The sequence below is a fragment of the uncultured Porticoccus sp. genome (assembly GCF_963975625.1).
Taxonomy (GTDB): domain Bacteria; phylum Pseudomonadota; class Gammaproteobacteria; order Pseudomonadales; family Porticoccaceae; genus Porticoccus.
This window is the reverse complement of the sequence record NZ_CAXBHS010000001.1, coordinates 327,929-353,171: the sequence shown is the minus strand read 5'-3', so window position 1 is coordinate 353,171 and position 25,243 is coordinate 327,929. Positions and strand designations below refer to the sequence as shown.

The 25,243-nt window shown below is 48.6% G+C and carries 22 protein-coding genes; 3 read left to right on the top strand and 19 right to left on the bottom strand.

Annotated features, from left to right (window positions below; genetic code table 11):
• Positions 1-294 precede the first annotated feature (294 nt).
• Entirely contained in the window at positions 295-585 is a 291-nt protein-coding gene (locus AACZ64_RS01635) for an RAQPRD family integrative conjugative element protein (RefSeq protein ID WP_293613651.1), read from the bottom strand.
• A 165-nt stretch (positions 586-750) separates the two neighbouring features.
• Here AACZ64_RS01635 and avs4 point away from each other — a divergent pair, with 165 nt between their 5' ends.
• Positions 751-5,463 carry an AVAST type 4 anti-phage nuclease Avs4 gene (gene avs4 / locus AACZ64_RS01630; protein ID WP_339639628.1) on the top strand — a complete coding sequence of 1,571 codons (4,713 nt, stop codon included), beginning with the start codon at positions 751-753 and terminating at the stop codon, positions 5,461-5,463.
• A gap of 109 nt (positions 5,464-5,572) precedes the next feature.
• On the opposite strand, the gene AACZ64_RS01625 is transcribed toward avs4, so the two are convergent.
• The 18 genes from AACZ64_RS01625 to AACZ64_RS01540 all read right to left on the bottom strand — a co-directional run bounded on the left by AACZ64_RS01625 (position 5,573) and on the right by AACZ64_RS01540 (position 23,840).
• On the bottom strand, positions 5,573-5,914 hold the full coding sequence (locus tag AACZ64_RS01625) for a helix-turn-helix transcriptional regulator (RefSeq protein WP_293613649.1): 342 nt from the start codon (positions 5,912-5,914) through the stop codon (positions 5,573-5,575).
• A 457-nt stretch (positions 5,915-6,371) separates the two neighbouring features.
• Positions 6,372-7,100 carry a TIGR03747 family integrating conjugative element membrane protein gene (locus AACZ64_RS01620; RefSeq protein WP_293613648.1) on the bottom strand — a complete coding sequence of 243 codons (729 nt, stop codon included), beginning with the start codon at positions 7,098-7,100 and terminating at the stop codon, positions 6,372-6,374.
• Positions 7,101-7,105: 5 nt separating this feature from the next.
• Positions 7,106-9,163: a type IV conjugative transfer system coupling protein TraD gene (gene traD, locus AACZ64_RS01615; protein ID WP_293613647.1), complete on the bottom strand. Its 2,058-nt coding sequence runs from the start codon at positions 9,161-9,163 to the stop codon at positions 7,106-7,108.
• The gene (locus AACZ64_RS01610; RefSeq protein ID WP_293613646.1) at positions 9,160-9,654 is read right to left on the bottom strand and encodes an integrating conjugative element protein; all 495 of its coding nucleotides are present in this window, start codon (positions 9,652-9,654) and stop codon (positions 9,160-9,162) included. The genes traD and AACZ64_RS01610 overlap by 4 nt, the downstream gene beginning before the upstream one ends.
• Positions 9,655-10,191 carry a transglycosylase SLT domain-containing protein gene (locus AACZ64_RS01605; RefSeq protein WP_293613645.1) on the bottom strand — a complete coding sequence of 179 codons (537 nt, stop codon included), beginning with the start codon at positions 10,189-10,191 and terminating at the stop codon, positions 9,655-9,657.
• Complete coding sequence (locus tag AACZ64_RS01600) at positions 10,188-10,940, bottom strand: TIGR03759 family integrating conjugative element protein (protein ID WP_293613644.1); 753 nt, start codon at positions 10,938-10,940, stop codon at positions 10,188-10,190. Before AACZ64_RS01600 ends, AACZ64_RS01605 begins: the two co-directional genes overlap by 4 nt.
• 62 nt (positions 10,941-11,002) lie before the next feature.
• A complete protein-coding gene (locus AACZ64_RS01595) occupies positions 11,003-11,818 on the bottom strand; it encodes a hypothetical protein (RefSeq protein WP_293613643.1) in 816 nt (271 codons plus the stop codon).
• Positions 11,819-11,968: 150 nt separating this feature from the next.
• Positions 11,969-12,313, bottom strand: a complete 345-nt coding sequence (locus tag AACZ64_RS01590) for a hypothetical protein (protein WP_293613642.1) — start codon at positions 12,311-12,313, stop codon at positions 11,969-11,971.
• Positions 12,314-12,652: 339 nt separating this feature from the next.
• Positions 12,653-13,519, bottom strand: a complete 867-nt coding sequence (locus tag AACZ64_RS01585; protein WP_293613641.1) for a phage integrase N-terminal domain-containing protein — start codon at positions 13,517-13,519, stop codon at positions 12,653-12,655.
• An 840-nt stretch (positions 13,520-14,359) separates the two neighbouring features.
• A complete protein-coding gene (locus tag AACZ64_RS01580) occupies positions 14,360-15,010 on the bottom strand; it encodes a hypothetical protein (RefSeq protein ID WP_293613640.1) in 651 nt (216 codons plus the stop codon).
• Positions 15,011-15,071: 61 nt separating this feature from the next.
• Entirely contained in the window at positions 15,072-15,410 is a 339-nt protein-coding gene (locus AACZ64_RS01575; protein WP_268905419.1) for a hypothetical protein, read from the bottom strand.
• A 2-nt stretch (positions 15,411-15,412) separates the two neighbouring features.
• The gene (locus tag AACZ64_RS01570) at positions 15,413-15,766 is read right to left on the bottom strand and encodes a DUF6488 family protein (protein ID WP_204997503.1); all 354 of its coding nucleotides are present in this window, start codon (positions 15,764-15,766) and stop codon (positions 15,413-15,415) included.
• 25 nt (positions 15,767-15,791) lie between these two features.
• On the bottom strand, positions 15,792-16,700 hold the full coding sequence (locus AACZ64_RS01565; RefSeq protein ID WP_293613639.1) for a HupE/UreJ family protein: 909 nt from the start codon (positions 16,698-16,700) through the stop codon (positions 15,792-15,794).
• A 19-nt stretch (positions 16,701-16,719) separates the two neighbouring features.
• Positions 16,720-19,857, bottom strand: coding sequence for a CusA/CzcA family heavy metal efflux RND transporter (locus tag AACZ64_RS01560; protein ID WP_293613638.1), 3,138 nt, complete (start codon positions 19,855-19,857; stop codon positions 16,720-16,722).
• Positions 19,858-19,866: 9 nt separating this feature from the next.
• The gene (locus AACZ64_RS01555; RefSeq protein ID WP_293613637.1) at positions 19,867-21,108 is read right to left on the bottom strand and encodes an HlyD family efflux transporter periplasmic adaptor subunit; all 1,242 of its coding nucleotides are present in this window, start codon (positions 21,106-21,108) and stop codon (positions 19,867-19,869) included.
• Positions 21,109-21,126: 18 nt separating this feature from the next.
• Complete coding sequence (locus tag AACZ64_RS01550) at positions 21,127-22,500, bottom strand: TolC family protein (RefSeq protein WP_339639626.1); 1,374 nt, start codon at positions 22,498-22,500, stop codon at positions 21,127-21,129.
• Between the two features lie 9 nt (positions 22,501-22,509).
• Entirely contained in the window at positions 22,510-23,454 is a 945-nt protein-coding gene (locus AACZ64_RS01545) for a M56 family metallopeptidase (RefSeq protein ID WP_293613635.1), read from the bottom strand.
• A 5-nt stretch (positions 23,455-23,459) separates the two neighbouring features.
• Positions 23,460-23,840, bottom strand: coding sequence for a BlaI/MecI/CopY family transcriptional regulator (locus AACZ64_RS01540; RefSeq protein ID WP_293613634.1), 381 nt, complete (start codon positions 23,838-23,840; stop codon positions 23,460-23,462).
• A 578-nt stretch (positions 23,841-24,418) separates the two neighbouring features.
• Between AACZ64_RS01540 and AACZ64_RS01535 the strand changes: the two genes are divergently transcribed.
• Together AACZ64_RS01535 and AACZ64_RS01530 are read left to right on the top strand one after the other, a co-directional pair.
• Positions 24,419-24,838, top strand: a complete 420-nt coding sequence (locus AACZ64_RS01535; RefSeq protein WP_293613633.1) for a hypothetical protein — start codon at positions 24,419-24,421, stop codon at positions 24,836-24,838.
• Between the two features lie 154 nt (positions 24,839-24,992).
• Positions 24,993-25,208, top strand: coding sequence for a hypothetical protein (locus AACZ64_RS01530; RefSeq protein WP_293613632.1), 216 nt, complete (start codon positions 24,993-24,995; stop codon positions 25,206-25,208).
• The last annotated feature ends 35 nt before the right edge of the window (positions 25,209-25,243 follow it).

The window sequence follows — 25,243 nt, the reverse complement described above, 5'->3', positions numbered from 1 at the left end:
CTGTCGCGGTGGCGGAGCCAAAAACGAGGGTTAAAAAGTCGGTGTTTTTCTCAGGTCATTGAAGTAGGAAGCCTAAGACCAGGGTTAGGAATATCGGTCTAACCGACCGAATCAGGAAATCATAGAAATCGATCTTGCGCCTCGACCACGCTTTCCACTGGGTATAAATGACCCAAACTGCCCAAATGTAGAGCACTGAGTAAAAGATCAGTAAAATGGTCAAATTAAAGCTGCTCATGGGTACACCGAGGGTTGCCCCGGTAAAAGCAGCTTCCTGGGAGGCAGATACCGCCATTAGCGGTATTCCCCGGAGATCGAAGGCAGGGATCGCGGTTCACGGCGCTGATTGTTCAAAATATCGCCAACCCCCTCCTGAATACGCTGCAAATCAGCTTTTAGTTGCACGTAATCAACCTGCTGACGGTCTTTCTGGTTGACTGATTGTTCGGCCTCCTCAACGATATTGCTAATAACGGCTAATTCAGAATACAGTCGTTGGAGCACCGTGCGTTCCTGATCGGTTACTGCATAAGTGCTAGTGGCGATGGCGGCTGAGATAATGCCTACAAGTGCTCTATAGCGCATGATCATTCTCCTGTTTGGTGGAGCTATGATCGGAGATAGTTTGAGTTGTAACTACGGAAAAGCTTTCAGGCTAGAAAGAAAGTTAATCTATGAGGTTTACTATTTCAAAGCATATATAAATTTGAAATATCTAGCCGAAAATGTACAAACGAGAGATATGTTGAATTGATAAAACCAGACTGGAATATATTTAAATCCAAATTCTCCGATAATCCTCAATTTCACTTTGAGTGGCTATGTTACTTACTTTTTTGTAAGGAACATGGAAAGAGGACAGGTATTTTTAGATATAAGAACCAATCAGCTATTGAAACAGACCCAATTATCGATGGTGAAGACACACTTGGTTGGCAGGCTAAGTTTTACAGCACAGCATTATCTGATCACAAAGAAGATATTCTCGAAATGCTGAAGAAAGCTAAACGAGATTACCCCAATATCACTAAAATTGTGTTTTATACAAATTCAGAATGGGGGCAATATAAAGGCAAGGAACCTTCTGGAAAAAAGGAAATAGAAAAGGAGTCGACCAAGCTATCAATAGCAATTGAATGGAGATGCGGAAGCTATTTCGAGTCCCCTTTCGTAGCAGATGAAAACAAAAAAATATGCTCTCATTTTTTTGTAGAATCTGACAATGTCTTTGATCTATTAGAGAACCTTGCCTCCCATACTGAAAGACTACTAGAAAAAATATCTGAGAATATAGATTTTTATGGCAAAGCTGTTGAAATCGATAGATCAAGTGAACTCACTAATATTAATTCAAGTGATAACCGAGCTGCGATAATTAGTGGTGAAGGCGGAACAGGAAAGACAGCCCTCATAAAGTATCTTTATAAGAATAGAGATAAAGATTCAGCTTTTTATGTTTTTAAAGCTACTGAGTTCCAATCTAATAAGGTTGAGGAAGTTCTATCTGGCGTCTCCTTAGATGACTTCTTGAGTGCTCATCTAGGAACAGACGAAAAAATAGTAGTAATCGACTCTGCTGAAAATCTTCTGTCGCTAGAAAATACAGATCCTTTCAGGGAGTTTGTTACAGGGCTTCTAGAGAACAGTTGGAAAGTATGGTTGACCACTAGAAACAATTACCTCAATGATCTTGCATTCCAATTTATCGAAGTTTATCAATGTGGATACGAAACTATAAGCTTAACCCCTCTCAACCTAACAGAGCTAAGTGAGCTATCGGATAAATATAGTTTCGACCTTCCAACCGACCAAAAACTAATCAGCCTAATTTCTGTACCTATGTATTTGAAGGAATACCTTAGGCATTACAGTGAGAATAAGTCTTTAGACTATCTTGGGTTCAAGAACTCATTATGGCCAAGAGTTATTACAAAAAACAATCCTGAGCGAGAAAGAATTTTTGTTGATTTTTGTATTCGGCGGACAAATAGTGGTCGCTTCTTTATCCCAATAGGCTCAACGTCATTCAATCAAAGTGTTATTGACAGCTTAATTTCGGATGGAATCTTAGGATATGAATCTCCGCATGGCTATTTTGTTACTCATGACATCTATGAAGAATGGGCTTTAGATAAACGCCTAGAATCTTCTTTTTTAGGATGTGCTACATCATCAGATTTTTTTACCGAAATTGGAAAATCCCTACCAGTAAGGCGATCCTTTAGGAAGTGGCTTTCAGACAAGATGTCTGATGAAAATGAAGAAATAATTTCATTCATAAACGAGTCAATAACGTCTAACTCTATCGAAAAAATATGGCTAGATGAAATCATTATAGCCATATTACTTTCAAGCAACTCTGATTTTTTCTTCAAATCATATAAAGAAAAACTATTAACTGATGATTTTTCCCTACTTAAAAAAGTATGTTTGTTAATACGCATAGGCTGCAAAGAAGTTAATACTGAAATTTTTGAAAGAATTGGCCTGAAGAGCATTAATATCCTTTCCATGGAATATGTCCTGACCAAGCCCAAAGGTGGTGGCTGGACTTCTCTGATTCAATTTATTTGGGAAAATAAAGATACATTTCTAGAAAACGCAATTAATTTTGTACTCCCGGTGTTAAACGATTGGAATAGCACAAGTAGGCACGGTGAAACTACGAGGCTTTCCGGCTTATTATCATTGCAATACTACGAATCAACAATAAAGAACGACACCTACATTAGGGATGATGACTTCACCAAAAATCTCCTTCATACAATCATCTTTAGCGCTGAAGAAATTAAGCAAGAGCTTTCAACAGTCATTGATTTGGTTGTGAGTAACAAGTGGCGCAATCACAATTCTCCTTACAATTCGTTATGCAGTTATATTTTGACAAAAATGGAGTGCAATAATGTTGCTCAAGTACTCCCTGAAAAAGTTATTGATTTAGCCCGACTGTACTGGACTCACGTCCCCCCAGAAAACCCTTATTATTCTCCAGGCCCAGACATTGATCATTATTTTGGTGTAGAGCATGACAGCCAAGGCTATTTTCCTGCCAGCGTATATCAAACACCTATTTATAGTTTGTTAGAGGCAAGTTTATACAAGACCCTAGATTTTATTATCGAGTTTTCAAACTATGCCGCCGAGAAATATGTCAAATCGAAATTGGCAGAGAATGAATACGAAACAGTACCTGTTTGGATTAATGAAGACACATATATCGATCAATATATGTCCAACCGCCTGTGGTGTGTGTACCGAGGAACCCAGGTCAATCCTGACATCCTAGAATCCATGAACATGGCTTTGGAAAAATTCCTTGTCGAGCGAGGTAAAAACACCCCTAACGAAAGACTTGAGAAGGTATTACTAAGCATCTTATCTAGGTCTAATTCAGCAATATTGACATCAATAGTAGTTAGTGTTGTTACAGCACTCCCAGACAAGACCTTTAATGTCGCCAAAGTGCTTTTCCAAACAAAAGAACTATTTCGATATGATACAAACCGTTATGTCCTAGATAGAACGCATAAGTCTCAACTAATTTCTCTAAAAGACAGCTTTGGCATTAACCGAGATAATGAAATCCATGAGAATGAGAGAATAGACACATGCGATGATCCCCACCGAAAGTTTGGCTTAGAACATATCATGCTGCAATATCAGTTATTTCGAAGAGAAGAAATAAGTGAAGAGGAGTCTATAGCTAGATCCGAGGAAATATGGCGAATACTCGATGCTCACTATGCACTACTTCCAGCTAAAGATGAAGAGAGCGATGACGATAAAACGTGGCGACTTTACCTGGCTCGAATGGATCGAAGAAAGATGTCTCCTGAAGCCAAAGAAACTGAGGACGGCTTCTATATTGATTTAAACCCAGAGATTGACGACGAACTTCGGGAATATAGTGAAGCCGCTCTAGAGGAATCAAGTGAACCTTATAAAAACAGTCGGCTGATGGTGTGGGCCAGTGATAGACTGTATGGCCGAGAAAGCTATAAGAAGTATGAAGACTATGAAAAAGACCCATTACTCGCTTTAGAGGAAGCTAAGAACGTTTGGTTAGACATAACAAGCGGAAAAGAGTCGATTTCCGCTGTATTTAGCCGCTCCTTGCCCTCCGATACTGTCACGGTATTGCTCAGAGATTTCATTGATAAACTAGATACTGATTCCTTACAATTTTGCCGAGAAGTTGTCTTGTCCTATGCCAGCCTTTTTACCAAGGAAGGCTATATGTACCAGACGATTGACGGAGTTCTACCAGCCATATCTATACTCCCCGTGCTGCATCAGAACTTTCCCGAAGATAGGTCGGATATTAAAGCTCTACTTATTCTTGCATTGATGCGAAATGACCCCATAGGCATGATGGGTGGAATAAGATTTAACTCAGTAGCTATTAATTCTGTACAAGCTATCTGGCCAGATGATTATGAGGCCGCGCTTTCAATATATATTGGCTATTTGGTATTAGCTAGAATACACCAAACTTTGTTCGAGGAGTTTCGTAAAACAGAGCATGAGAATGGCAACTATAATTTAAATATAAGAAAATTCTGGGACTCCTTCTTCGAGAATACATCAGACATATTTGAAGAGATCGATAATGGTTTAATAACTAACCACATTATCAATGATCTTGATAGTTACGACATAGAAACACTATCTATCGCATTCCAAATAATACCCCTCCCGACTGCTTGCCAAAAAGAAATACCCTTTGCTAAATCTATTATTGATCTAGTTGCTAGAAAGATATTGTCTGATGACAGAGATGATCGAATTGATTATCTAACAAAACATAATTTCCTGAAATGGTATACAAAATACGTTCTACATTTAGCCGTTGATGACGTTTCTGAGTGTTTAACACCATTTACTGACGAATTTTTGGCTAGTGAAGGGATAGCCGATCTACTAAAGGAATTTGTTATTTCTGAGGACCAAACGGGAAGATCAGATAACTTTTGGAAGGTATGGGAATTATTTAAAGACAGTATTATTTCTTCAGCACTTAATAGACCTTCTTACCATTATTCAAATAGAGTTATTGAAGCCTACATGCTTGCATCCACCCATTGGAAAGATGATGCAACAAGCTGGAAAGCCCTTACATCTGAAAGAAAGATATTTTTTGAAGATCTAACAGAGAAAATCGGTGGCAATGAGGCTTATCTGTATAGCTTAGCCAAACTACTCTGTGGATTAGGCAGCTCATACTTAAATTCAGGTATTTTTTGGCTATCAAGCGCCATCAGAGACAATAAAACCTCTCTATCAAGAGATTACCGCGATAATACAATATGGTATTTGGAAAAAGCCTCAAGGAAATATATATTCTTAAATCGGGAGAAAGCGAGGCGAAATACAAAAGTAAATGCCGCGCTATTATGTATTTTGGACTACCTAATAGAAAATGGCTCAGTAGTTGGTTACTTGCTGCGCGAAGACATCACTTGATTGCATATATAGGTGCGCTGCCTGCGACCCTACAAGGTAAAAAGAGAACGAATCTTGTCTCCCAGATCAAATAGTGCTGAGAGTAAAACTGTCTCTTTTCTATTCACGCCTATCTATTTGCAATTACCAAAGCCGCTATTGCAGCAGCACCTAACAACAACAACCCGGTATTAGATTTTTTCTCGGTTTCTACAGCTATACCGTTCTTTATCGCATTATCGAAGGTTTGCTCAATACTGGCCGTCACTTCTGCCATAGGCACATTGTAGCGCCTCGACAACTCAAAGAGCTGCTCCATGCTGAGAGAATAATCGCCTTTTTCCAACCTAGATAAACTGGACGGCCCTAAGCTCAACCCCTCCACTGCTTCACCCTGATTCAAGCCAGCAGCTTTACGGTAGTGAGCCAACACAGCCCCAACCACCTGATCAAATACAATTCCAGATTGCATATTGACAACACCATAGAGTTAGTGATTTACTCATATTTGCTATTTTAGCAATTTTAATATTCTATCAATTATGGGGAATTGTAATGTTACAGGTAGTTATTGTCTATATGGGGCTGTACAAGCACTGGGCACTTATGTCCGATAGAACGAGGGATGGCAAACCAATGCTAATATCCAACACTTGGCGAAATGGTACCGTTAAGGAAGAGTCATGGGATCAAGTCGTCGGGAATAGGAAATTTGAAGTTCACAGCATTGAGATAAGCACAGCACCGAGCTTAATACTTGCCAAAGCAAGAAGTTGTATTAACCGGGTGAAATACGACCTTCTTCAATACAACTGTGAACACTTCGTGCGCGAGCTTATTACGGGCATTGCTAAAAGCACACAAGTAAAACAGGCTCTAGCTCTAGGAGGCCTTGCTATCGGAGGGCTATATTTGGCATCGAGAAACCGCTAGAAGTACTTCTTCAGTCTCTCAAAGCTAATCCGCACCGCTAGCCCAAGTAGCATCGCGAACGGTAAAAGGATGATGATCGGATCAATGCTAAACGGCAAGCTGATGTAGATCACGCAAGCTCCCACAAATGCGGGAACGACGGATCGCTTAGCGAGATTAAAGACATTGCTGCTTTCTCGCCCTCCGCCCCAGCGCCGGAGGTCTCGCTCAACCAGTCCATCAACGGCACCGATCAGGCCAGCCAACAGAAAGACCGGCAATGAAAACACAATCAATGTCAGACGAATCACAAAGGTTTGCGCAACGGTACTTGCGGCCTCAAGGTAAGGTTTAACTTTTTGATAATACTTGCTGCCCCATTCGCCGACGGCGCTTATGGTGCTATTTGATTTCGGATTGAAGCTAGGTGAATGTGCTTTGAATTCTGTTTGCTGCTTAATCCACGTTACTACGATTTTGGCATTTTCTGCCACTAAATACTTAGTGTTGAGCGAGTGTTCGTAGAGTTGGGTATTGAGGTAGTCTTGGTCGCTATTTAATACCACTTTCGCATGATCGGCACCTTGTTCTGGCCAAAACCAGATCATACCCATCCATTCAATGATGATGGAAATAAGAAGGCCCAGCACCAGCCAGACGACCAATGCCACGGTACTGGATATAGTCTTACCGATCAGGCCAGGTTCTTTGCGCGGTGGTGGTCGATACTCTGAAGACTTAGCCATACGACTCAACGTCCATGATAACTACCCCAGTCCGTAACTGAGGTATAACCTTGTCGCATTAGGCGGAGCATTTCACCCAGGTCATCGGGTAGCTCTTCGTCATCGATTTTTGAAGGCATGGGAATACGGGTTTTCCATAACTCGCTACCTTTGAGCAGTACAAAAGCCTGCCCTTTGGGTAGGGCCACAATATCCGCAGGTGAGATCATAGGAACACGGCTGATACTCACCCGATCCTGGTTATTAGAAGTAAAACTCACTCCACCTTCTCGGTCGCTGTTATCCGTCACACCGGAAACTGCCATGATTTCACTAACACTGACCTCCGGTAGCTGCTTAGTGAACATCTCGCAGGTGGCGATTTCTTTAACCCCCATAATCATTACCGTACCGATGTTGCCAGCAAGCTGTCCGGCTTTCGCTTCGCTGCCCAGCTCGGCGATGGGGTCACTCCAAGTTTGGGTATAGAGGTTCAGCTCATACCCCGCACCACCGGATTTATTAATCAGCGTTTTAAATTGCGGCCCGATTAAATCGGAGAATTCATCCCCGTGGATCACAATATTTGGCGGTTTACGATTCTGCTGTGCTGGGTTGTCGCCAATACCGTGTTTATAGATATGCCCCGCCAGGCTGGTAAGATCGCTAAACATTGACTCACCCACAGCGCTCGCCACTTCAGGATCGGTCAGTGCATCCAAGCCAACATACACAATGGCTTGTTCGCGGATGGCGTGCGCCCATTCCAATACGGGGCGCTGGTCTTGCTCATCGGATAAGTCTGGAGCCAGTATCGCGGCGATATTGCCCGTGGTGAGCTTTTCCAGAAAAGGCTTAACCGCTACGGTAATTTTCTGAAAATACTCCCGGTCATAGCGAAACGCAGAAATCAGACCTTCCAAAACCTGATCAAATTCCACCTGAGTTTTTAGATAACGCACCAGCGCAATGGCATCAGGGTCTTTACCTTGCTCGACCCGTGGTAAGGATTTGACGTTAATGGCGTTTCGGATTTCGGCCAATTCCTCCTGCCATTGTTCATTACCGTGTTGGCTTAACCAGTAGTGACCATAACGGATCAACAGAGGGTCAATATCGGTGATATAGCGGCGAATCTTCAGAAAATCGGGGCGCTCATCCAAAGCGACCAAGGCTACTGCGATCACATTCACAAACTGCCAGGCGAATTCTTTAAAAGCACTTGCATCGCCCTCCCCCGGTAATTGGCTGGCAATACGGGTCGCCACTTCAGTTATTCTCGAAAACGAGCCGATGGCGTTGTAGCGGGCGCTCAATTCCGGGTAGCCCAAATGGAAGATTAATAATGGTCGCTGCGCTTTTCGCGTTTCCACATGGATACGCTTCAGTAAATCCGCATCACCTTTGGGGTCGAGTACGATAACGCAATTGTCTTTACGGTGAATATCCTGGGTAATCAGCAGTTCCGCCAGCCGGGTTTTGCCGTGGCGGGTTCGAGCAATTACCACCATATGCCCTACTCGATCCGAGAGCGGCATGGTGGCATTGCTTTCTCCGCCAATACCTACACCATGAATCACTGCATCTCCGCCACTGGCAGGCGGTGGCCGGACGGGGTTCAGCGGCGAGTCTGTTGCAGTCCATCGCGCCAATTGTCGCAGAACGGGCGCACGCTCCCATTCAATTTCCTTGCGCCTCACCCACTGCTTAAACGCACTGGGTTGCAGGTAGTGCTCCGCCCGGCGGTCACGAGCGGCATACAGTCGCTCGGTGTGAGTCTGCGTCCAGCGAAAGCCACGCCCCAGAAACAGCACCGAGCGGCTGACTGGCACCTGTGACGATGCCATTACATAGCGCGGACTACGGCGTAAATGCCGCTGATAGCTCAATACCCGCCAAGCCTGGCGACCTCGCCAAATCCCCAGCACACCCAGACAGACTGCACTGACTACCGCCACACTGGGCGGCATCATTAGGAACTGTGGTGCCTTGAGTACAACACCCGCTGAACACAGCGATACCAGACAAGATGACAGCTCCACAGGCGGGCGCAATAAGACTTCCACCTCATAGCGGTCGCTCATTGTTCCCAGCCATGCTTCGAGATCAATACCGGGTAGTGCGTTAAATTCAGCGGTTTGGCAAAGCTCTCCGCAGAAGCGGGGATCAGGCGCAGCCCTTTGGCAATGGCCTGCATATCTTTAATATCTTTCAATGTATCGGCCTGCACCAGCAATCCCACTGCGTTGAGCTTAATGAGCTGGTCGCGTTTTGCCGCCAGCCATGCTTTTGAGTGCTCATCAGAGCCCATCAGAAACAGGGGTTGCTGCAAATACCGCAAAGGCTTCACCGTGACCTCGACTTTTCCGGGCGACATCGATGGTGTACGAATGGGTAGCTGAAAAGGCATTTTGCCCGTGGGAGACTTAGCTTCCGTAGACTTGGGCGAGGCACGCACCGGTAAATACGGCGCAATAGGCAGGGTATCGCCCGAATCATAGATAACTGTCAGAGGGCCACCGGCCTGTACCATTTGAGCCCACAACAAACACATAGCCAGCATCAGGCGTCTCATTCAGAACGACCTCCGCCAGTGCTGTTTTACCCGTTGCCGATAGCGTTCAGCGCTGGTCAACGACTCATCGTCTTCACCTGGATCGTGGTAGCGTCCCACTGCTTGCCACCAATCGCCGCTTAGTTCGTATTGCTCACGGAGAATCGCTGCACCCGCCTTCAGGTTCAGCATGGGAACCAGCGCATCATCGACACGGCTAAAACGCTGTTGGTGCCAGCGCCAGTTCACTTGGGTTAGTCCTAAATCAACCAATTGATTGCGGTTTATCGCTTCTGCTGCCAAGGCAATGGCTTCGTCCTGTGACTCACAAAAAATGCTCCGGCCTTCAACATTCAACGTCCACGGCCAGGGCAACAGCACACCGTTATAAGATCGCCCGCTTTCCGCTAAAGCCACGGCATACAATATATCGGCTGGGACGTTGGCAGCCTTGGCAACCACCATATACGCTACAGGCAACTCATCCAGAGCCGTCGCGGTAATGGATTGCATGAGGGTCGCGCCCACCACTAACTGCCGAATCGCACATTTACTCATAGCCCCAAATCCTCTGCCAGTAACTGAAAAAACTGGCCATTTCGTTTCAGGTAAATCGGAATGTCAGCACTGATATTGTTTGAAGAGCGGCTTTTCAAGCGCTGCCATAAACCTTCATCACGATTCAGGGTTAGTGCGTTATCGCCAAGCTGCTTTGCATGAATCTGGTGAGCCTGAGCCCAAGCCCGAACTGCGTCATCGTCGGATGCGTTGCGAACATACACGTCGATGCTGGCATTTCGGGTACCTGAGACCAGGCTCATTAACCGGGGAATCATGGAGGAACACTGATCGCAACGCGCTGGCACAAACACCATTACGCGATCACCATTTTGAAATTGTTTTTTCGCCAACCAGCGTGCTTCTTTGGCTGATTCCTTTTGCTGTTGGTGCAGTCGATATGGTGCGATCAAACGCTGATCGATAGTATCCACATTCGGATACAAACGCTGAAAGGCAACGCGATAAACTTGCTGAAAACGCAGGGTACGTTCGGTCAGTTCAAATTCCTGGCGGGCATATAACTCGGCATAACGTCGTTGCTGCGCCGGTGTTTGTGCGAACATACCCAGCGCCAGCAAGGGGTCAATCGTTGGACTCCAATGACCCAACGGCCCACGCATTAATTCCTGGTAGCGCTGATACTCTTTCACACCGAGTGACCAATATTGTGCGATAGTTTTTGTGTCGGGAGTTTGCACGGCAGGCGTATGAGCAACTTGGGTTTGCGATTTATCAACGGCGCTCATTGGTTCAGCCGCTATAGCTATACCGGATATGGAAACTAGGAGTAAGATCGTCGAGATAGTTTTCATGGTTGAACCTGCTGCAACCAAAGATGGCAATGCTCATCCACCAAGCGACTGGCTTCGATGGGTGGCAGCGAATCACTGTTCAACGGGGGAATACTCAGATATGCACCGACGATTAGGTGATTCATATTGCCATTGGCAAAGGCATCGGGGTTAGCCCGAAAAGCATGAACCAAAACTTGATCCAAAGTGAAATCCGTCATGTCGAATAGCAGGACAATATCGCTTAACGTATCCCCAGGCTTGACCGGCCCATAACCAAACACAGTCATAGGCAAAGGGGCTTTCTGTGTTATATCTGGCTCGGGTTCAATAGATTCAAACCAAATGGCTTGTGCTTTCTCCCTATCTGTCTCGCCCACATAATTCTGAAGCCCTGGTTTTAAGCGATAATGCACCGTGCGCAGTACCGGGTTAATGACCACCTCAAAACTGTCACCGCCCAGAACATTCAGAACATCAGTCAGCGTCATCGGGTCAATTGTTCGATGTGGCTCTGGTAATGGTCGAGTGAGCAGCACATAAAAATCTAACTGCGTTGTCTCGTCACCTTCATCATCGAGTTGGTAGCCATAGGGCTTTAGCAAATATTCTAGTGCCGTACCCACTGTTTTGATCTGATCGGGAATCGTTGTTCTCACAACGGTCTGCATCACATCCATTTGTTCTGAGGTTGCCCCAACTCGATGTAATACATAGCGGCTTTCTTTAACGGCGCCCTGTGACACTACATCTGCTGTGTTCATCGCCTGTAGCGATGGTGCAAGAAGCACAAGACTGAGCACAGAGGCTGGAATAACGCTGGCTGCTGACATAAACCACTCCAATCATTTCATAAGACGATGGATAAGGTACGAGCCTGAGAAAGTGATTTGGAGCGAAAACCTTTCAGAGAGAAAAGAAAGAAAAATGCTGAATGGTAAAAATGAAAAAGGCCTGACTAATGTCAGACCTTTTCCGGGGGGTTACTGGGCAACAACCAGAAGATCGTAAGGTTCGAGACTTAACGCCGATACTCGCTCAGAGTGTTTCAGTACCACGAGGGTTTCCCATCGTTCACTGGTGACTCCAATCATTGATGTCTCTGATAACTGATTTTGCAGCTTTTTCAATTGCGCTCGGAGGCTGTAGCTTTCCGAGATCGTTCCCTCAGCATGGATACTGAGTACCGGATCTTTGCGACGAATGTCGATATAGCCAGCATCGACGAACTCGGTTTCAACTAACTTACTTAAAACCTGGCTCACGACTGGCAAGTCGGCATCATCTTTCAGCTTTACCTCTCCACGCATTTCCAAGTATTCCATCATCTTTCTCCTAACAGTGAGTAAAGAAGAGAAAGATGACCCCACGGGACATCATCTCTCCCGTAGGGGTGGTACAACCAGCAACCGAAGTCGGTAGCTATACCTTGGCGGTGGCAGAAACTCTGCCGGGTACTATTGAGACTGCAATAGCCACAGGGTTTTCACTGTTGAGAATTCAGCGTCAAGGAGGAACGCAGGCGTTAGCCGAGTAGTCCTTTATGCCTGTATCACTCTCAGCCTTTCCAGCGGGGTTGCAGTCGCGCTGCAACCCCTGCTCCCGGCGAGGGTGGGAAGGCCGTGCGGCCTGGGCAAAGCCCAATGAGCACACCCATAGTTTCAGCGTTATCGACCGAGATAGACCGCTGTGACTTGCTCGCGGCCATGCCCTAATTCTTGTGTGATGGCTAAGCGAGCCACCGCGTCATCTAACTTGTTATCCTCAGATAACTCATCCCGTGTCGGGCCACCACAAGCTGGAGCCAACCACCCCGTGAGTTCGTGATACCGCTCTTGTGCGTAGCGATGGCGCAGGCCATGCATTTTGTGCAAACCGACTTTATTCGTTTCGGCTTCGTAGATGCGCATTTGATCGACATACATCAAATGACTGGGAATCAACGAGCCACGACCAGCCAACAATCGCGCACGATTTAGTACGTCGCGCTGCTCTTCGTTGCGTATGGGAATGGTTCGCTCACGACCACCTTTACACCAGGTCGCTTTCAAACGGATGTGATTTCCTTGGTCGGCGTATTCGGGGATGAACTTGATGGCCTCTTCACGGCGAAGCCCGAAGGCCTTTTGCAGTTCCAAGCTCATGCGTACATGATCGCTGGTGATCTTGTTCAGTAACTCTCGATCCAGATCACGAGCCTTGGATACGTTGGTGACAAACACGCGAGACTCAACACCATAGTGGGCATTGTCTTTGGCGATGATATTAGGCTTGCCGACTTTCTCAGCCCACCAGCGTAGTGCTGATAACCGATTCTTAATCGTGCCTTCGGCTAAACCTTCATTGAGATAACGCGCAATAAGTGCATCGACGTGCTTGGGTTTTAGGGAATTAGCATTCATTCGCCGATACCCCAGTTCAAACAGATGATTCGCCATCGTTTGTAACAGTTGATGGCGGTTGCCCTGGGTATTATGGCTGCCGTCTTTATTATGCTCACACAGATTCTTGAGCTGATAATTCAGATCCCTCACGACAATGTCCTCGCTGTTATCAATACTGGCGAGAATTATTGCTTGAGGCTTGTCACTAAATCGGCAATCAACCTTTCACACAAAAAAGTAAATTAGCCAATCCATCGTTTTTCACGATGCCTTTTTTCTTGAGAGTCCGTCAGTGCTAAGGCCGGGCTTGATGTGTTTTCTTAGTGATAGTCTGTCGTTCAAACTGACCGTTAAAACAGACAGGCAACCGTTCTGAACGATGACTGAGATTCTGGTAACGGACAAGCAACTGTTCAAAACGGAGAGCAACAAGGCTAAAACGGACAGCTCACTGTTCAGAACGGCTCGCATCACTGCAAAAACAAACGGTGTAATCGCATTTGGTCAGTGTTTATGACTGTCCATTAGCTGCGACTAATGGAGAGGCAACACAAATAGCGAGTTGCCGAACGTCATGGGACACCACTCCCTCAAAGCCCGTAACGGTTATTACCAACAGCACCAGTCTCCAGTGGGATACAGTACCGTTTAGTCTTAACGCATCCGGTTTACTACGTTTTATGCCAGTGATTTTCTCCTCTATTGGGTTAATGAAGCCCATCGACTGCATGGGCGCTGAGGTTGGCTCTAGCCGAGCCGGGGCGCTATTGAGTGTGCAATAGCCACACGTTGTTAGGGCGAAGTATTCCCAAATCCTCGGAAAAATACCCCTATAATTGTTTCATCATGTCGGAAAAGTTTATCTACCCCAGATATACCGTGGCTTCGCGCCCCTCGTCACTACAGAGAAATGTAGTGACGAGGGCACTCCCGCTAGTAAAACTTCAGCCGTAAACTGACATCGAATAACATCGGGGTAACCTACTTTACCTAAGCTAGTCCTTGAGCAATGCTCTTCCGTAGCATTGAAACACCCGTATAGTAATCGTGCTCGGAAAATGCGACCTTATCCAGTATAAAAGTATCTACACCTGCTCTTGCTAACGCGCCTACATTGGACGCTGTAATACCACCTTTAGCTTGCACGCGAAACCTATCGTTAGTTTTATTACGGATACTGTCTACATTCGCGATATCAATGAGTACATCCGACATCAACTCTTTATCACCTAACAGAAAAAGTAGCTGATCAATTGAATCCAGATAGTGGCTATATTCGGACAGAATAAAGGGATAAGGAAGCGCTAATCCGGCATTACAATCAGCATCTTTAATCTGAATTAGCGACTGATCGATACTGGCTACGGTTTCTGGGCATATCGTTATACTTGTAGCACCGGCCTTCACATAGGACTCAATCAACTCTGATGATGTCTCTCCGATTAAGTGTATATCAATCGGACATTTAACTCCGTGGTCTCGCAATGCCCTAGAGATTTTGCAGCCTATAGATCGAGAATCAATACAATTACTTTCTATGTGAATAACATCGACTCCCGCCATGAGGACTTGATCGACCTCATCCGCAATTCTCAGGATGTCATTTTCTAAAATAGACGTAGCTATTAGATAGCGTTTCATAGTGGCTCTACATCAATGCGAAAAATAAAAAATAATGCTTACCTCCCATGACACACACCCACTAGCCGATAAGGTTCATAATGTAGCTATGTAGGAGGTAACCGATACCAAGCAAACCGAGCCCTGTGATATAAGGCACCCAAAAACCCCAACCGAATTTCTCTGCAAAAAAGAAAGGCATAAAGAACAGGTAGGACACAGGTACCCCCACCATCACGCTCTTGGCCAGGGTGATGGACGTGTCAGCGCTTCGATGCTCTAGGTAGGAAAACAGCAGTGCCAGGATAGAAACCATGGGAAGGGCGATAATAAAGCCTGCCAACTCAGGTTTCTTTCCAGATAACCAAGAGGTAAACGCAATAATGAGTGCGGCGGCAAAGACCTTGATTATCGCCTCCATAACTACTCCTTATTCACACCGGAAAACTTGCCCGTATCGTTAACGTCGTACAGTTCACCCGCAGCGGAGATCAGCATGTAAGTGGTGTCACTCTCCTGCGGGTTATAGGCCTTGACGACAAAGTAGCCGCGACCGCGTTCAACGATTTCGATATTGCTTGCATCAAGCTTTGCCCAGGTCGGTTTCAGTTTGCCGATAGCCAGACCATGCTCCACCGACGACAGCTGCCCGAGGGCTCGCTGGGCAATCTCGACAACCTGATCTTCACTCACTTGTTTGTGACCCCCGCCGTGGGCCATCCCCAGGGAAGAGGCTGACATCAAAAATAGAATCAGTACGGTTTTGTATAGCTTCATTGAATTTCTCCTGTTGACGTATCATTCAGTGGCTGTGATAAGAGTTACCGTCGTGACTGTGTTGGGTCTTATCCCGAGCTGGATTGATATCAATAGCTGTGTTGGTATCAGTAGTTGCACTGGCAGTCGGCACATTCGGTTTCTTACCTGTTCCCGTGTCCAACAAATTTTTTAGTGCTGCCGGACGATTCGGATAATCCAACTCCGCCATATCCTCATGTACATGGGAGTGATCGTCCTTGTTGAGCGGGAAATCATCCGGGTATTTGCTGTGCATATAACCATGCAGTTGGAACATCAGCAGGAACAGGCCGGTCGCCATCAGGCCAACATTAGACGCTGCGGAAAACCGGGTGAAACTCTTGCGCGTGCGCCAGGCAGATAGGACGACCAGCATGATGGCCAGTGCGGCGATCTGGCCCAGCTCGACACCAACATTGAAGGCCAGGATCTTGCCAACCAGCCCTTCCGCACCCAGTGGCAACTGCTGCAGGCGAGTTGACAAACCAAAGCCGTGAATCAATCCGAAACCGAACACCATCCAGAGCAAGCTGGGCGGTTGGGTTTTCAGGTAGCGCTTGAAACCATCCAGATTATCGAAGGCCTTGTAACACACCGTCAGTGCAATCACGGCATCGATCAAAAAGTAATTGATCTTAATACCTGCCAGGGTTGCAAACACCAGCGTGATCGAATGACCAATGGTGAAGGCGGTGATGAACTTGACGATCTCGGTGAACCGGGTCAGAAAGAACATCACCCCGAACAGAAACAGCAGGTGGTCATAGCCGGTGATCATATGGATAGCACCGAGTTCTACAAACTCGAAGTAACTGGCGTTCAGCGCTCTGGCTTGATCTTCCGCCGACATGCCGTGCCCGAAGGCCAGGGTGCTGGCCAGAACGGCAACGGCGACTAATAACAACTTGTACATAAGGCGTTTAATCCTCCAATTATTGAGTAACGGGGGTTTCAGGTTGAGAAATGATTTTTGCGGGGCGCTGCAACATGCGGTACAGCGCAGGCAAGACAAACAGGGTTAACAGGGTTGACGAGATCACACCGCCGATGACTACCGTGGCCAGTGGGCGCTGCACTTCAGAACCAATCCCGGTGTTCAAGGCCATCGGTACAAAGCCCAGTGAAGCCACTAGAGCCGTGGTAATCACCGGGCGCAGGCGGGTCAACGCACCGCTGACAATGGCCTCGTCGATACCCATACCATCCTTAATCAACTCACGGATAAAGGACACCATCACCAGCCCGTTGAGAATGGCGATACCCGACAGCGCGATAAAGCCAACCGCCGCCGAGATAGAGAACGGAATATCCCTCAAGGCCAGCGCCAATACACCACCGGTCAGCGCCAGCGGAATACCGGTGAAGATCACCATGGCATCCTTGAAAGAGCGCAGCGCCAGCAGCAACAGGCCGACGATCATCACCAGCGTGACGGGCACCACCACCATCAGGCGGTTGGAGGCTGATTGCAGGCTCTGGTAGGTGCCGCCGTACTCCACCCAGTAACCGGCCGGGATATCCACACGACTCTTCACGGCTGCCTGCACATCCTCCACAAAAGAACCCAGATCACGGCCCCGGACATTGGCGGTGACCACCACACGGCGCTTGCCGTTTTCGCGGTTGACCTGGTTGAGGCCGTCCACGTAGTCAAAGTCGACCAGTTCATTCAGGGGCACATAGCGTTCGCCGCTAACTTGTATCGGTAGCGAGCCGAGGCTGTCGAGGTCACTGCGACGTTGCTCGGGCAATCTGACGGTAATGTCAAAACTGCGATCACCTTCGTAGAACAGGCTCGACACCTGGCCGCCGATAGCAACTGCCAGCTGATCCTGCAAAGAGCGCAGAGTGACTTTGTAGTGCGCCATCTCATCACTGCGCGGCACTATCGTCAGAAATGGCAGACCCTTGGTCTGCTCCACCTGGATATCCACGATGCCTTCGACAGCACCAATGGCCTCTTCGATTGCGCCGCCCACTTCCGCCAGCTTGTCGAGGTCATCGCCAAATACCTTGATCGCCAGCTCTGCACGGACACCTGACAGCAGCTCGTTAAAACGCATCTGGATCGGTTGCAGGAACTCGTAACGGTTACCGGGTATATCGCTGACCAGCGTATCAAGCTCCTTGACGATATCCGCCTTCGGCTTGCCGGAGTCGGGCCATTCGGAGCGGGGCTTGAGGATGATAAAATTATCCGCCACGCTGGGTGGCACGGCATCGGTAGCCACATCAGCGGTACCCATCTTGGCGAATACCCGCTCGACTTCCGGCAACTCCTTGATCCGCTCTTCCAGCACACGCTGAAACTCGATTGACTGCGACAGCGAGGTGCCGGGAATCCGCAGCGCGTGCATGGCAATATCGCCCTCGTCAAGATTGGGCACAAACTCACTGCCCAGGCGGGTCGCACCCCAGCCCGAGATAAGCACCAACACTGCTGCAAGGGAAACCACAAGCCAGCGGGCCTTGATGGCTTTCACCAACAAACTTTCATACCCGTTTTGAAGAGCGTGGAAGGTTTTGTTTTCCTTCTCCTCCACCGGTTCCTTGAACAGGAAGGCGATGGCCGCTGGCACAAAGGTAATTGACAGCAGCATGGCTGCACTCAGTGCAATCACTACGGTCAGCGCCATCGGATGGAACATCTTGCCTTCTACGCCGGTCAGCGAGAAGATAGGCAGGTACACAGCGGTGATAATAAACACACCGAACAGCGCTGGTCTGATCACTTCCTTAGTGGCGCTATAAACAACTTCGAGCCGCTCAGCCAAAGACATAGATCGGCCGCTTCTAGCCTCTATACCCAGACGCCGCAGACAGTTTTCAACAATGATAATAGCGCCATCGACCAGTAGACCAAAGTCCAACGCCCCTAAGCTCATCAGGTTAGCACTGACCTTTGTCTGCACCATACCAGTGATAGTCATCAACATGGCGATGGGAATAACCGCCGCAGTCAGCAGTGCCGCGCGCACGTTGCCCAGCAGGAAGAACAGGATCACAATAACCAGCAGCGCACCTTCCAGCAGGTTGGTCTGCACGGTTTTCAGGGTCTTGTCCACCAGCTTGGTGCGGTCGTAAACCGCTGTCGCCACAATGCCTTCCGGCAGACTGGCATTAACGGCCTGCAGTTTTTCCGCCACGCCTTTGGCAACGGTGCGACTGTTTTCACCCACCAGCATAAAGACGGTGCTCATCACCACCTCGCGACCGTTCTGGGTGGCGGCACCCGAGCGCAGCTCCTTGCCTTCCTGAACATCGGCCAGGTCTTTCACCCGTACCGGCACCGTATCAAATGTACGCACCAGGATATTGCCGATCGCCTCCAAACTACCAGCCTGCCCCGGTACCCGCAGCAACAGCTGAGCGCCTTTTTTCTCGACAAAACCAACACCACGGTTTTCATTGTTCTCGGCAATCGCCGCGATCAATTCCTGTTGGGTAACCTGATAAAACAGCAGTTTTTCCGGCTTGATGGCCACCTGGATTTCACGCTTAAAGCCACCGATTGGGTTGACTTCGACCACACCGGGTACTCGCAACAGCTGTGGACGGATAATCCAGTCGTGAGCGGTCCGCAAATCGGTAGGCGTGATCAATGAACCGTCTTCCCTGGTTGCACCGGGTTCGGCATCGACGGTGAACATAAAGATCTCACCCAACCCCGTAGCAATCGGCCCCAACTCCGGGTCCATTGAACTAGGCAGCTTAGCCTTGGCCGTCGATAGCCGTTCATTGACTAACTGGCGGGCAAAATAAATATCGGTATCGTCACTAAAAATGATCGTTACCTGGGACAGGCCATAGCGGGACACCGAGCGCGTGTATTCAAGATTCGGTAATCCGGCCATCGCGGTTTCAATCGGGAAGGTGACCCGTTGCTCGACTTCAAGCGGGGTATAACCGGACGCTTCGGTGTTGATCACCACTTGGACATTGGTGATATCCGGCACCGCATCAATCGGCAGGCGGGTAAAATTCCATGCCCCCAATGCGCACAGGAAAAGCACCGCGACCATTATCAGCGTGCGGCCATTCAGCGATGACCGCAGTATCATGTCTAACATAAGAACCTCTTAGTGATCGTGGGACGCGCCGGACTTATCGATGTCGGCTTTGATGACATAGCTGTTGCTGGTCACGTACTCGGTACCAGGCTCAAGCCCGCCCAGCACTTCGGCCCATTCACCGGCCTGCGCACCGAGTTCCAGCATGCGAACTTCATAGGTTTCACCCACTTTGGCGTAAACCACCTGAAAATCGCGGAAGGCCTGGATGCCATCGCGTTTGACCGAAAGCGAAACATCGTAACGGGCAACCGTAATACGGCCGTGAACAAAAGCGCCTGGGCTGAATACACCCGCAGCGTTATCAATCGCTATCCGTACCGGAAAGCCCTGCCCTTCGATGATTTCTGCCCCGATGTAGCTAATGACACCTTCAGCCGGTTGCTCAACGCCGTCGACTTCCAGCACCACCGGGCTACCCATCCGTACTTTCGAGCGGTCCTGTGGAAATACATAAATTTCGGCAACTAATTCTCGATTGTTGATCAGGCGCAGCAAGGTCTGCCCGTCAGTTTGCTCTCCGGCGCTGACATAACGGCCGGATACCACGCCGTCAATCGGTGCTTTAATGGTGTAGGCATTCAAGCCCTGGTTGCTTTCAATGGTTACCAGTGAATCGCCTTTCTTCACCTGGCTACCCAGCTTGACATGCACTTTCTTAACAACACCGGCAAAGCGCGCCACAATGTCGCGTGTGTTTTCAACCGGATTGATCAACTCACCATAAGCGGTGATTGTCTGGTGAATGGTGCCCGGACCGGCTTTCGCCGTTTCGATACCGTTAGCTGCGGCGATGTCATCCTTAATATCCACCCGGCCCTCAAAATTGTCATAGGCCCAGCGATAGGTTTTGCCCTGGTATTCGGCATTCAGTGCCACTGCAAAGGAATGGGGCTCGTAGATCGCCATGTCACCGCGCTGGTAGTCTTCCTGGCGGTAAAAGCCGATCTTGTCCTGCACGTCACCCAGGCGGTCGAGCACGACCCGAACCTTGACCTCATCGGGACTGAGGGGCTGGCCGTTCAGGGTGGCCCAGACCCGGAATTCCGGCGGCACGCCATCTTCAAAAATGGCCAGCTCAATGGCAAAGCCGTCCTGTCTCAGCATGCGGCCATTGTTCGGCCCCTTTTCCACTTCTTCATAAGCCGCCGCCTCTTGGTTTTCGACGGCATAGGCTGGCGCTGACATCACAGTGCCTGTCACAATCAGAGACAGGGCCATGGCAACACCGGGTTGAATTAATCGTTTCATTAAAATTTCTCCTCAGACTCAGATGGCCACACCGGCCAGGCGCTCGATTTCGACACGGTTCAGGTGGGCCTTGAATTGCAGGTCAAGCAAGGCAGCCTGGGCTGCAAGAAGTTCCCGCTGGGCCGAGCTCCATTCTTCAAAGCTGTACTTGCCCAGTTTGTAGGCCTTCTCCGCCTCCTTTAGCGCACGCTCAATGCGCGGAATAATGTCCTGCTTAAGCGCCGCTTCAGAACCCTGATAACGCTCGAAGGAACGCACATAGTTGGCCAGTTGGGCCTCCATGCGGATACGCATTGCCTCGGCGTTAGCCCGAGAGACGGCCTGCTGGGCCGACAAAGCACTCACCTTGCCTTTGTTCCTGTCGCGACTGCCCAATGGAACGCTAAAACCTGCCACCACGCCGTAGTCATTAGTGGCCTCATAACGGCGCACCCCCGCGTTGACGCGCCACAGTGCCTTAGCTTCAGTCTTCGCAATATCAATTTTCGATTGGGCCAGTCGTTCCTCACTCAAGAACAGCTGGATATTGGGGTTCTGCGCCAAGCGCTCACGAATGGCAAACAAGTTCACAGGCTGATCCGGCACATCCAAACTGCCCTGAACAGTGGCGAAGTCCGGCTGGAACTCGCCCCATTGGGCAGCCAGATTCTGGATGGCGGAGTCGATCTCATAGCCGACGTCATTGAGTACCAGTTTTTTCTCTGACAGGTTAGCTTGTGCGCGATATAAATCTGCATGCGGAGCCGCGCCAGCCTTCACCCGCTTGGCTACTTCGCTTTGCACACGTTCAAGCTGGGTAATCGCGTCAAGCTCCAGCTGTTTCTTTTTCTGGAAGAACAACGCGGCCAGATAGTAGCGGGCTGTTTCCGCCGCGATGTCCAGGCGTTTGACTTCCTGTTGCGCGATAAAGGTATTTTTTTGACTGCGAGCAGCGAGGGTCCGTTTGTCCAGCAACTCCCCCTCTAGCAGCCAGCTCAAGCTCAAGGTGGACTGGGCATTGTCGATGCCATTGAAATCACCAGAACCAAAAGCATCTTCGACAACGAAACTCAATTCCGGTCGCTCCCCGATGCCCGCCTGCTGGATATAACCATCAGCGCTTTTCAGCAGCTCGCGATAACCGGGTAACTCCGGGTGTTGCAGCAGCGTTTTCGTGAGTGCGTCCTGCATCGTGATAGACGCCATGCGCTCGGTTTGTGCCTGCGCAGATACCGGGAGCCAAACTATCAACGCACAGAGCATCGTACTGATTGATATCCTACCCCCTACATAAAACCGACCCGCAATCGGTTTCTTAGGCGAAAAAAAAGGTACTTTGAGTACCGGCAGCACCACTCGATAAAACCGACTAACAATCGGTTTTAAAAATGGCAGAACAGGTGGTTTCTTCATAAGGTATTCCTAGTGAGTAAACAGAGTCTCGATGACGTGGTGAACACTATCCACGCTGAGCAAACACAACAAGGCAATGACACTGAGCAGCGCCATCATCAACACTAACGGTACGCTGCGGGCCGGTTGAGGCAGCATCAGGTACGCTACCCGCGCCTTAACCTCACTGTCACCAAAGGCGCACTTCAGAGAGGCCATATCCCCGGTCGCGCCGTAGGCCCGCATCAGTTTGGTAACTTTCAGTAATGTCATAGCCAAATCGGCCCGGTTCGTCCCCTGAGACACCGCACATTCATCGGCACACTGCTCCATACACAATGACATCGCCTGGCGCATCGGCTGAGCAACACGCGAGGGAAAGAATGAAGATAGAAAGCTGAATACAAGCTTTTTCAGGGAATCACGGCGATTAACATGGGCCTGCTCATGCTGCTGCACAATCTGGAGTTCGTTCTTCTCCAGCTGATCAATCAAGCCGGTGCTGATAAATACCTCAGGCACCAGAAAACCCGCCGAAAATGCCTGTGGCACCTGGCTCTCCAGTAATTGCTCGTCATTCAGCGCCAGCTTCAGCAAGCCATAAGCCCTAAGGTGAGTGACTGTACTGCGATAGGTCTTGACCGCAACGGCAACAAATATTAGTAACAACAACAGGGAGGGATAAGCATGCCAGCTATAAAAATTAAACGCGTTGACGTGATGCCAGTGCATCAACTGCCCGACCCAGGACACATCAACCGAGAGTGACAAAAGGAAGAAGACGGATACCCCCAAGGCAAGTAGCCAAGGGGTAGACACCGCCAGCCATAGCAACCGGCGCCGACCGCTGGCATCGATAGATTGCAAGGGAGTACGAAATAAGCCGACAGCACTAACCGCTGCCACGCCAAAAAAGAAAGCGAGCGTCGCCACAGCAAAAAAATTAAGAAACAGAGCCAGGCCACCAATGATCACGCTAGCTACTCCGAGCGGGTATTATTGCGTTGTTGTTCAATCAGAGCTTCCAGCTCCGACAGTTCATCATCGGAGAGGCTGGATGACATGGAGGTAAACGCCGCGTGCAGGGCATTATCGGTGGGCTTGAAGAAATCCTTGGTCACATCCGCAACCAGCTCGCCGATAAAAGCGTCTTTGCTCATGGCTTGGCGGTACACATAGGCATAGCCCTGCTTTTCCCGCTTGAGCAGGCCTTTTTTAAACAGGCGATCCAGTGTGCTCTGAATGGTATTCAAAGACCCGCCCCGCTTCGTCTCAAAGTAGGCATGCACCTGCTTGGCATCCGCTTCTTCATGGCTCCAGAAATACTGTAAAGCCGCTTTTTCGAGTTCTCCCAGATTCACAGAACAACCTTCAAATTAATGCTTGGATATGCGGACGATTATTGCCCATATAAAACCGACCGTCAATAGGTTTTATCTCACATCCTAAAGTCTGACTAGAATTACGAGTATGAATCACATCAAATAAGCTCGTTATCGAACATTCATAAAAGCCAATCTGGCCACCTCAGCCCAATAAATATGACCAACAAGGGCAGCGGTTTTCGTGCTCGACATTTCGCCACGTTAAGTCGAAAACACTGAAATAATATTGGGCGTTGGCCAGTCGTTTCCGGGTTCGCTAATCGCTCATTCCGCTGCGCGGAACTGCCGCCCTCTCACTCCCTAACGCTTCCGCCCTCCAGGCGGCTGAGCAGCTACTAGAGAATCGGTTAAATCTTGCTAAGGGGCGCTGCCCCTCGCGCCTGGCAAGTGCAAGGCTTCGCGCTTCCTCACCCGTTCAGATTCCCTCGCTTCGCTCACTCACTTAGCTGCGGCTTCCGGTGAGCCACTGGCCATCTGCTACCCCCGCGCTTCGCCAGCGGGTCAGGAGCGCAGGCGGGCACTGCGCTCGATAATTAACAAGTGAGGAAAATTTCATGAGAAAGACGATTTATGAAACCAACTATGACCGACTAGTTAAGCTGGGGGTTGTTGCTAAGGACGGTGTTGTATCTGAAGAATGCCGTCGCAGTGAGGTGGCGGGCTTGATGGACTGGGTGGTGGAGCGCTTGCCGCATTTGGACGGTGCGTCCGGCAATGATTCAGGTATTGCGGTATCAATGGGGCATTACTTCGAACAGAATGGCGATGTCTGTAAAGACCCTGAAATAGTGGTGCTTGTCTACCCATCTCAACGGATGGTGGAGGCCTTCACTTTTGAAATGTCGCTACCTCCCATCTATCAGCAAGTCTTTCCAGAGCCAGGGAAGTTCTACCCTCAACTGCGGAAGGAACTCAATAGTTTTCTTCGGCAGTGGTTGAACAATTTGATTGAACAGCGCCACTCGCTGAGTTAGCCACCCTTCAGGTGGCTTTTTCTATTGTCAGATTACGAAACTTTGGGATGTGGTTAGCCAAGTAATTTACTTTATTTTCACACTGAAAGATTAGTAGCAGCGAGTCGGGACTGAGGTTGCTAGAGTTTACGCTCGGTATACGGGAGTCACGCTAGTGCAAATAGTTGAACATGACAAAGAACTAACCACTCGGCAAGCAGCAACGCTATTATCTTTATCGCCCATGACGCTGAAGAAGTGGCGTTGCACTGCCGAACATCCCGGTTTACCTTGGTACAAACGCTTCGGTAAGGTGTTTTACTTGGAATCAGAAGTGCTTAGCTTCAAAGACCAATCAACAGCATCCAGTCAAAAGGATGTTTTCATCTAAAAACTGGATTGATACTGTGACTACTGGGGAACCTG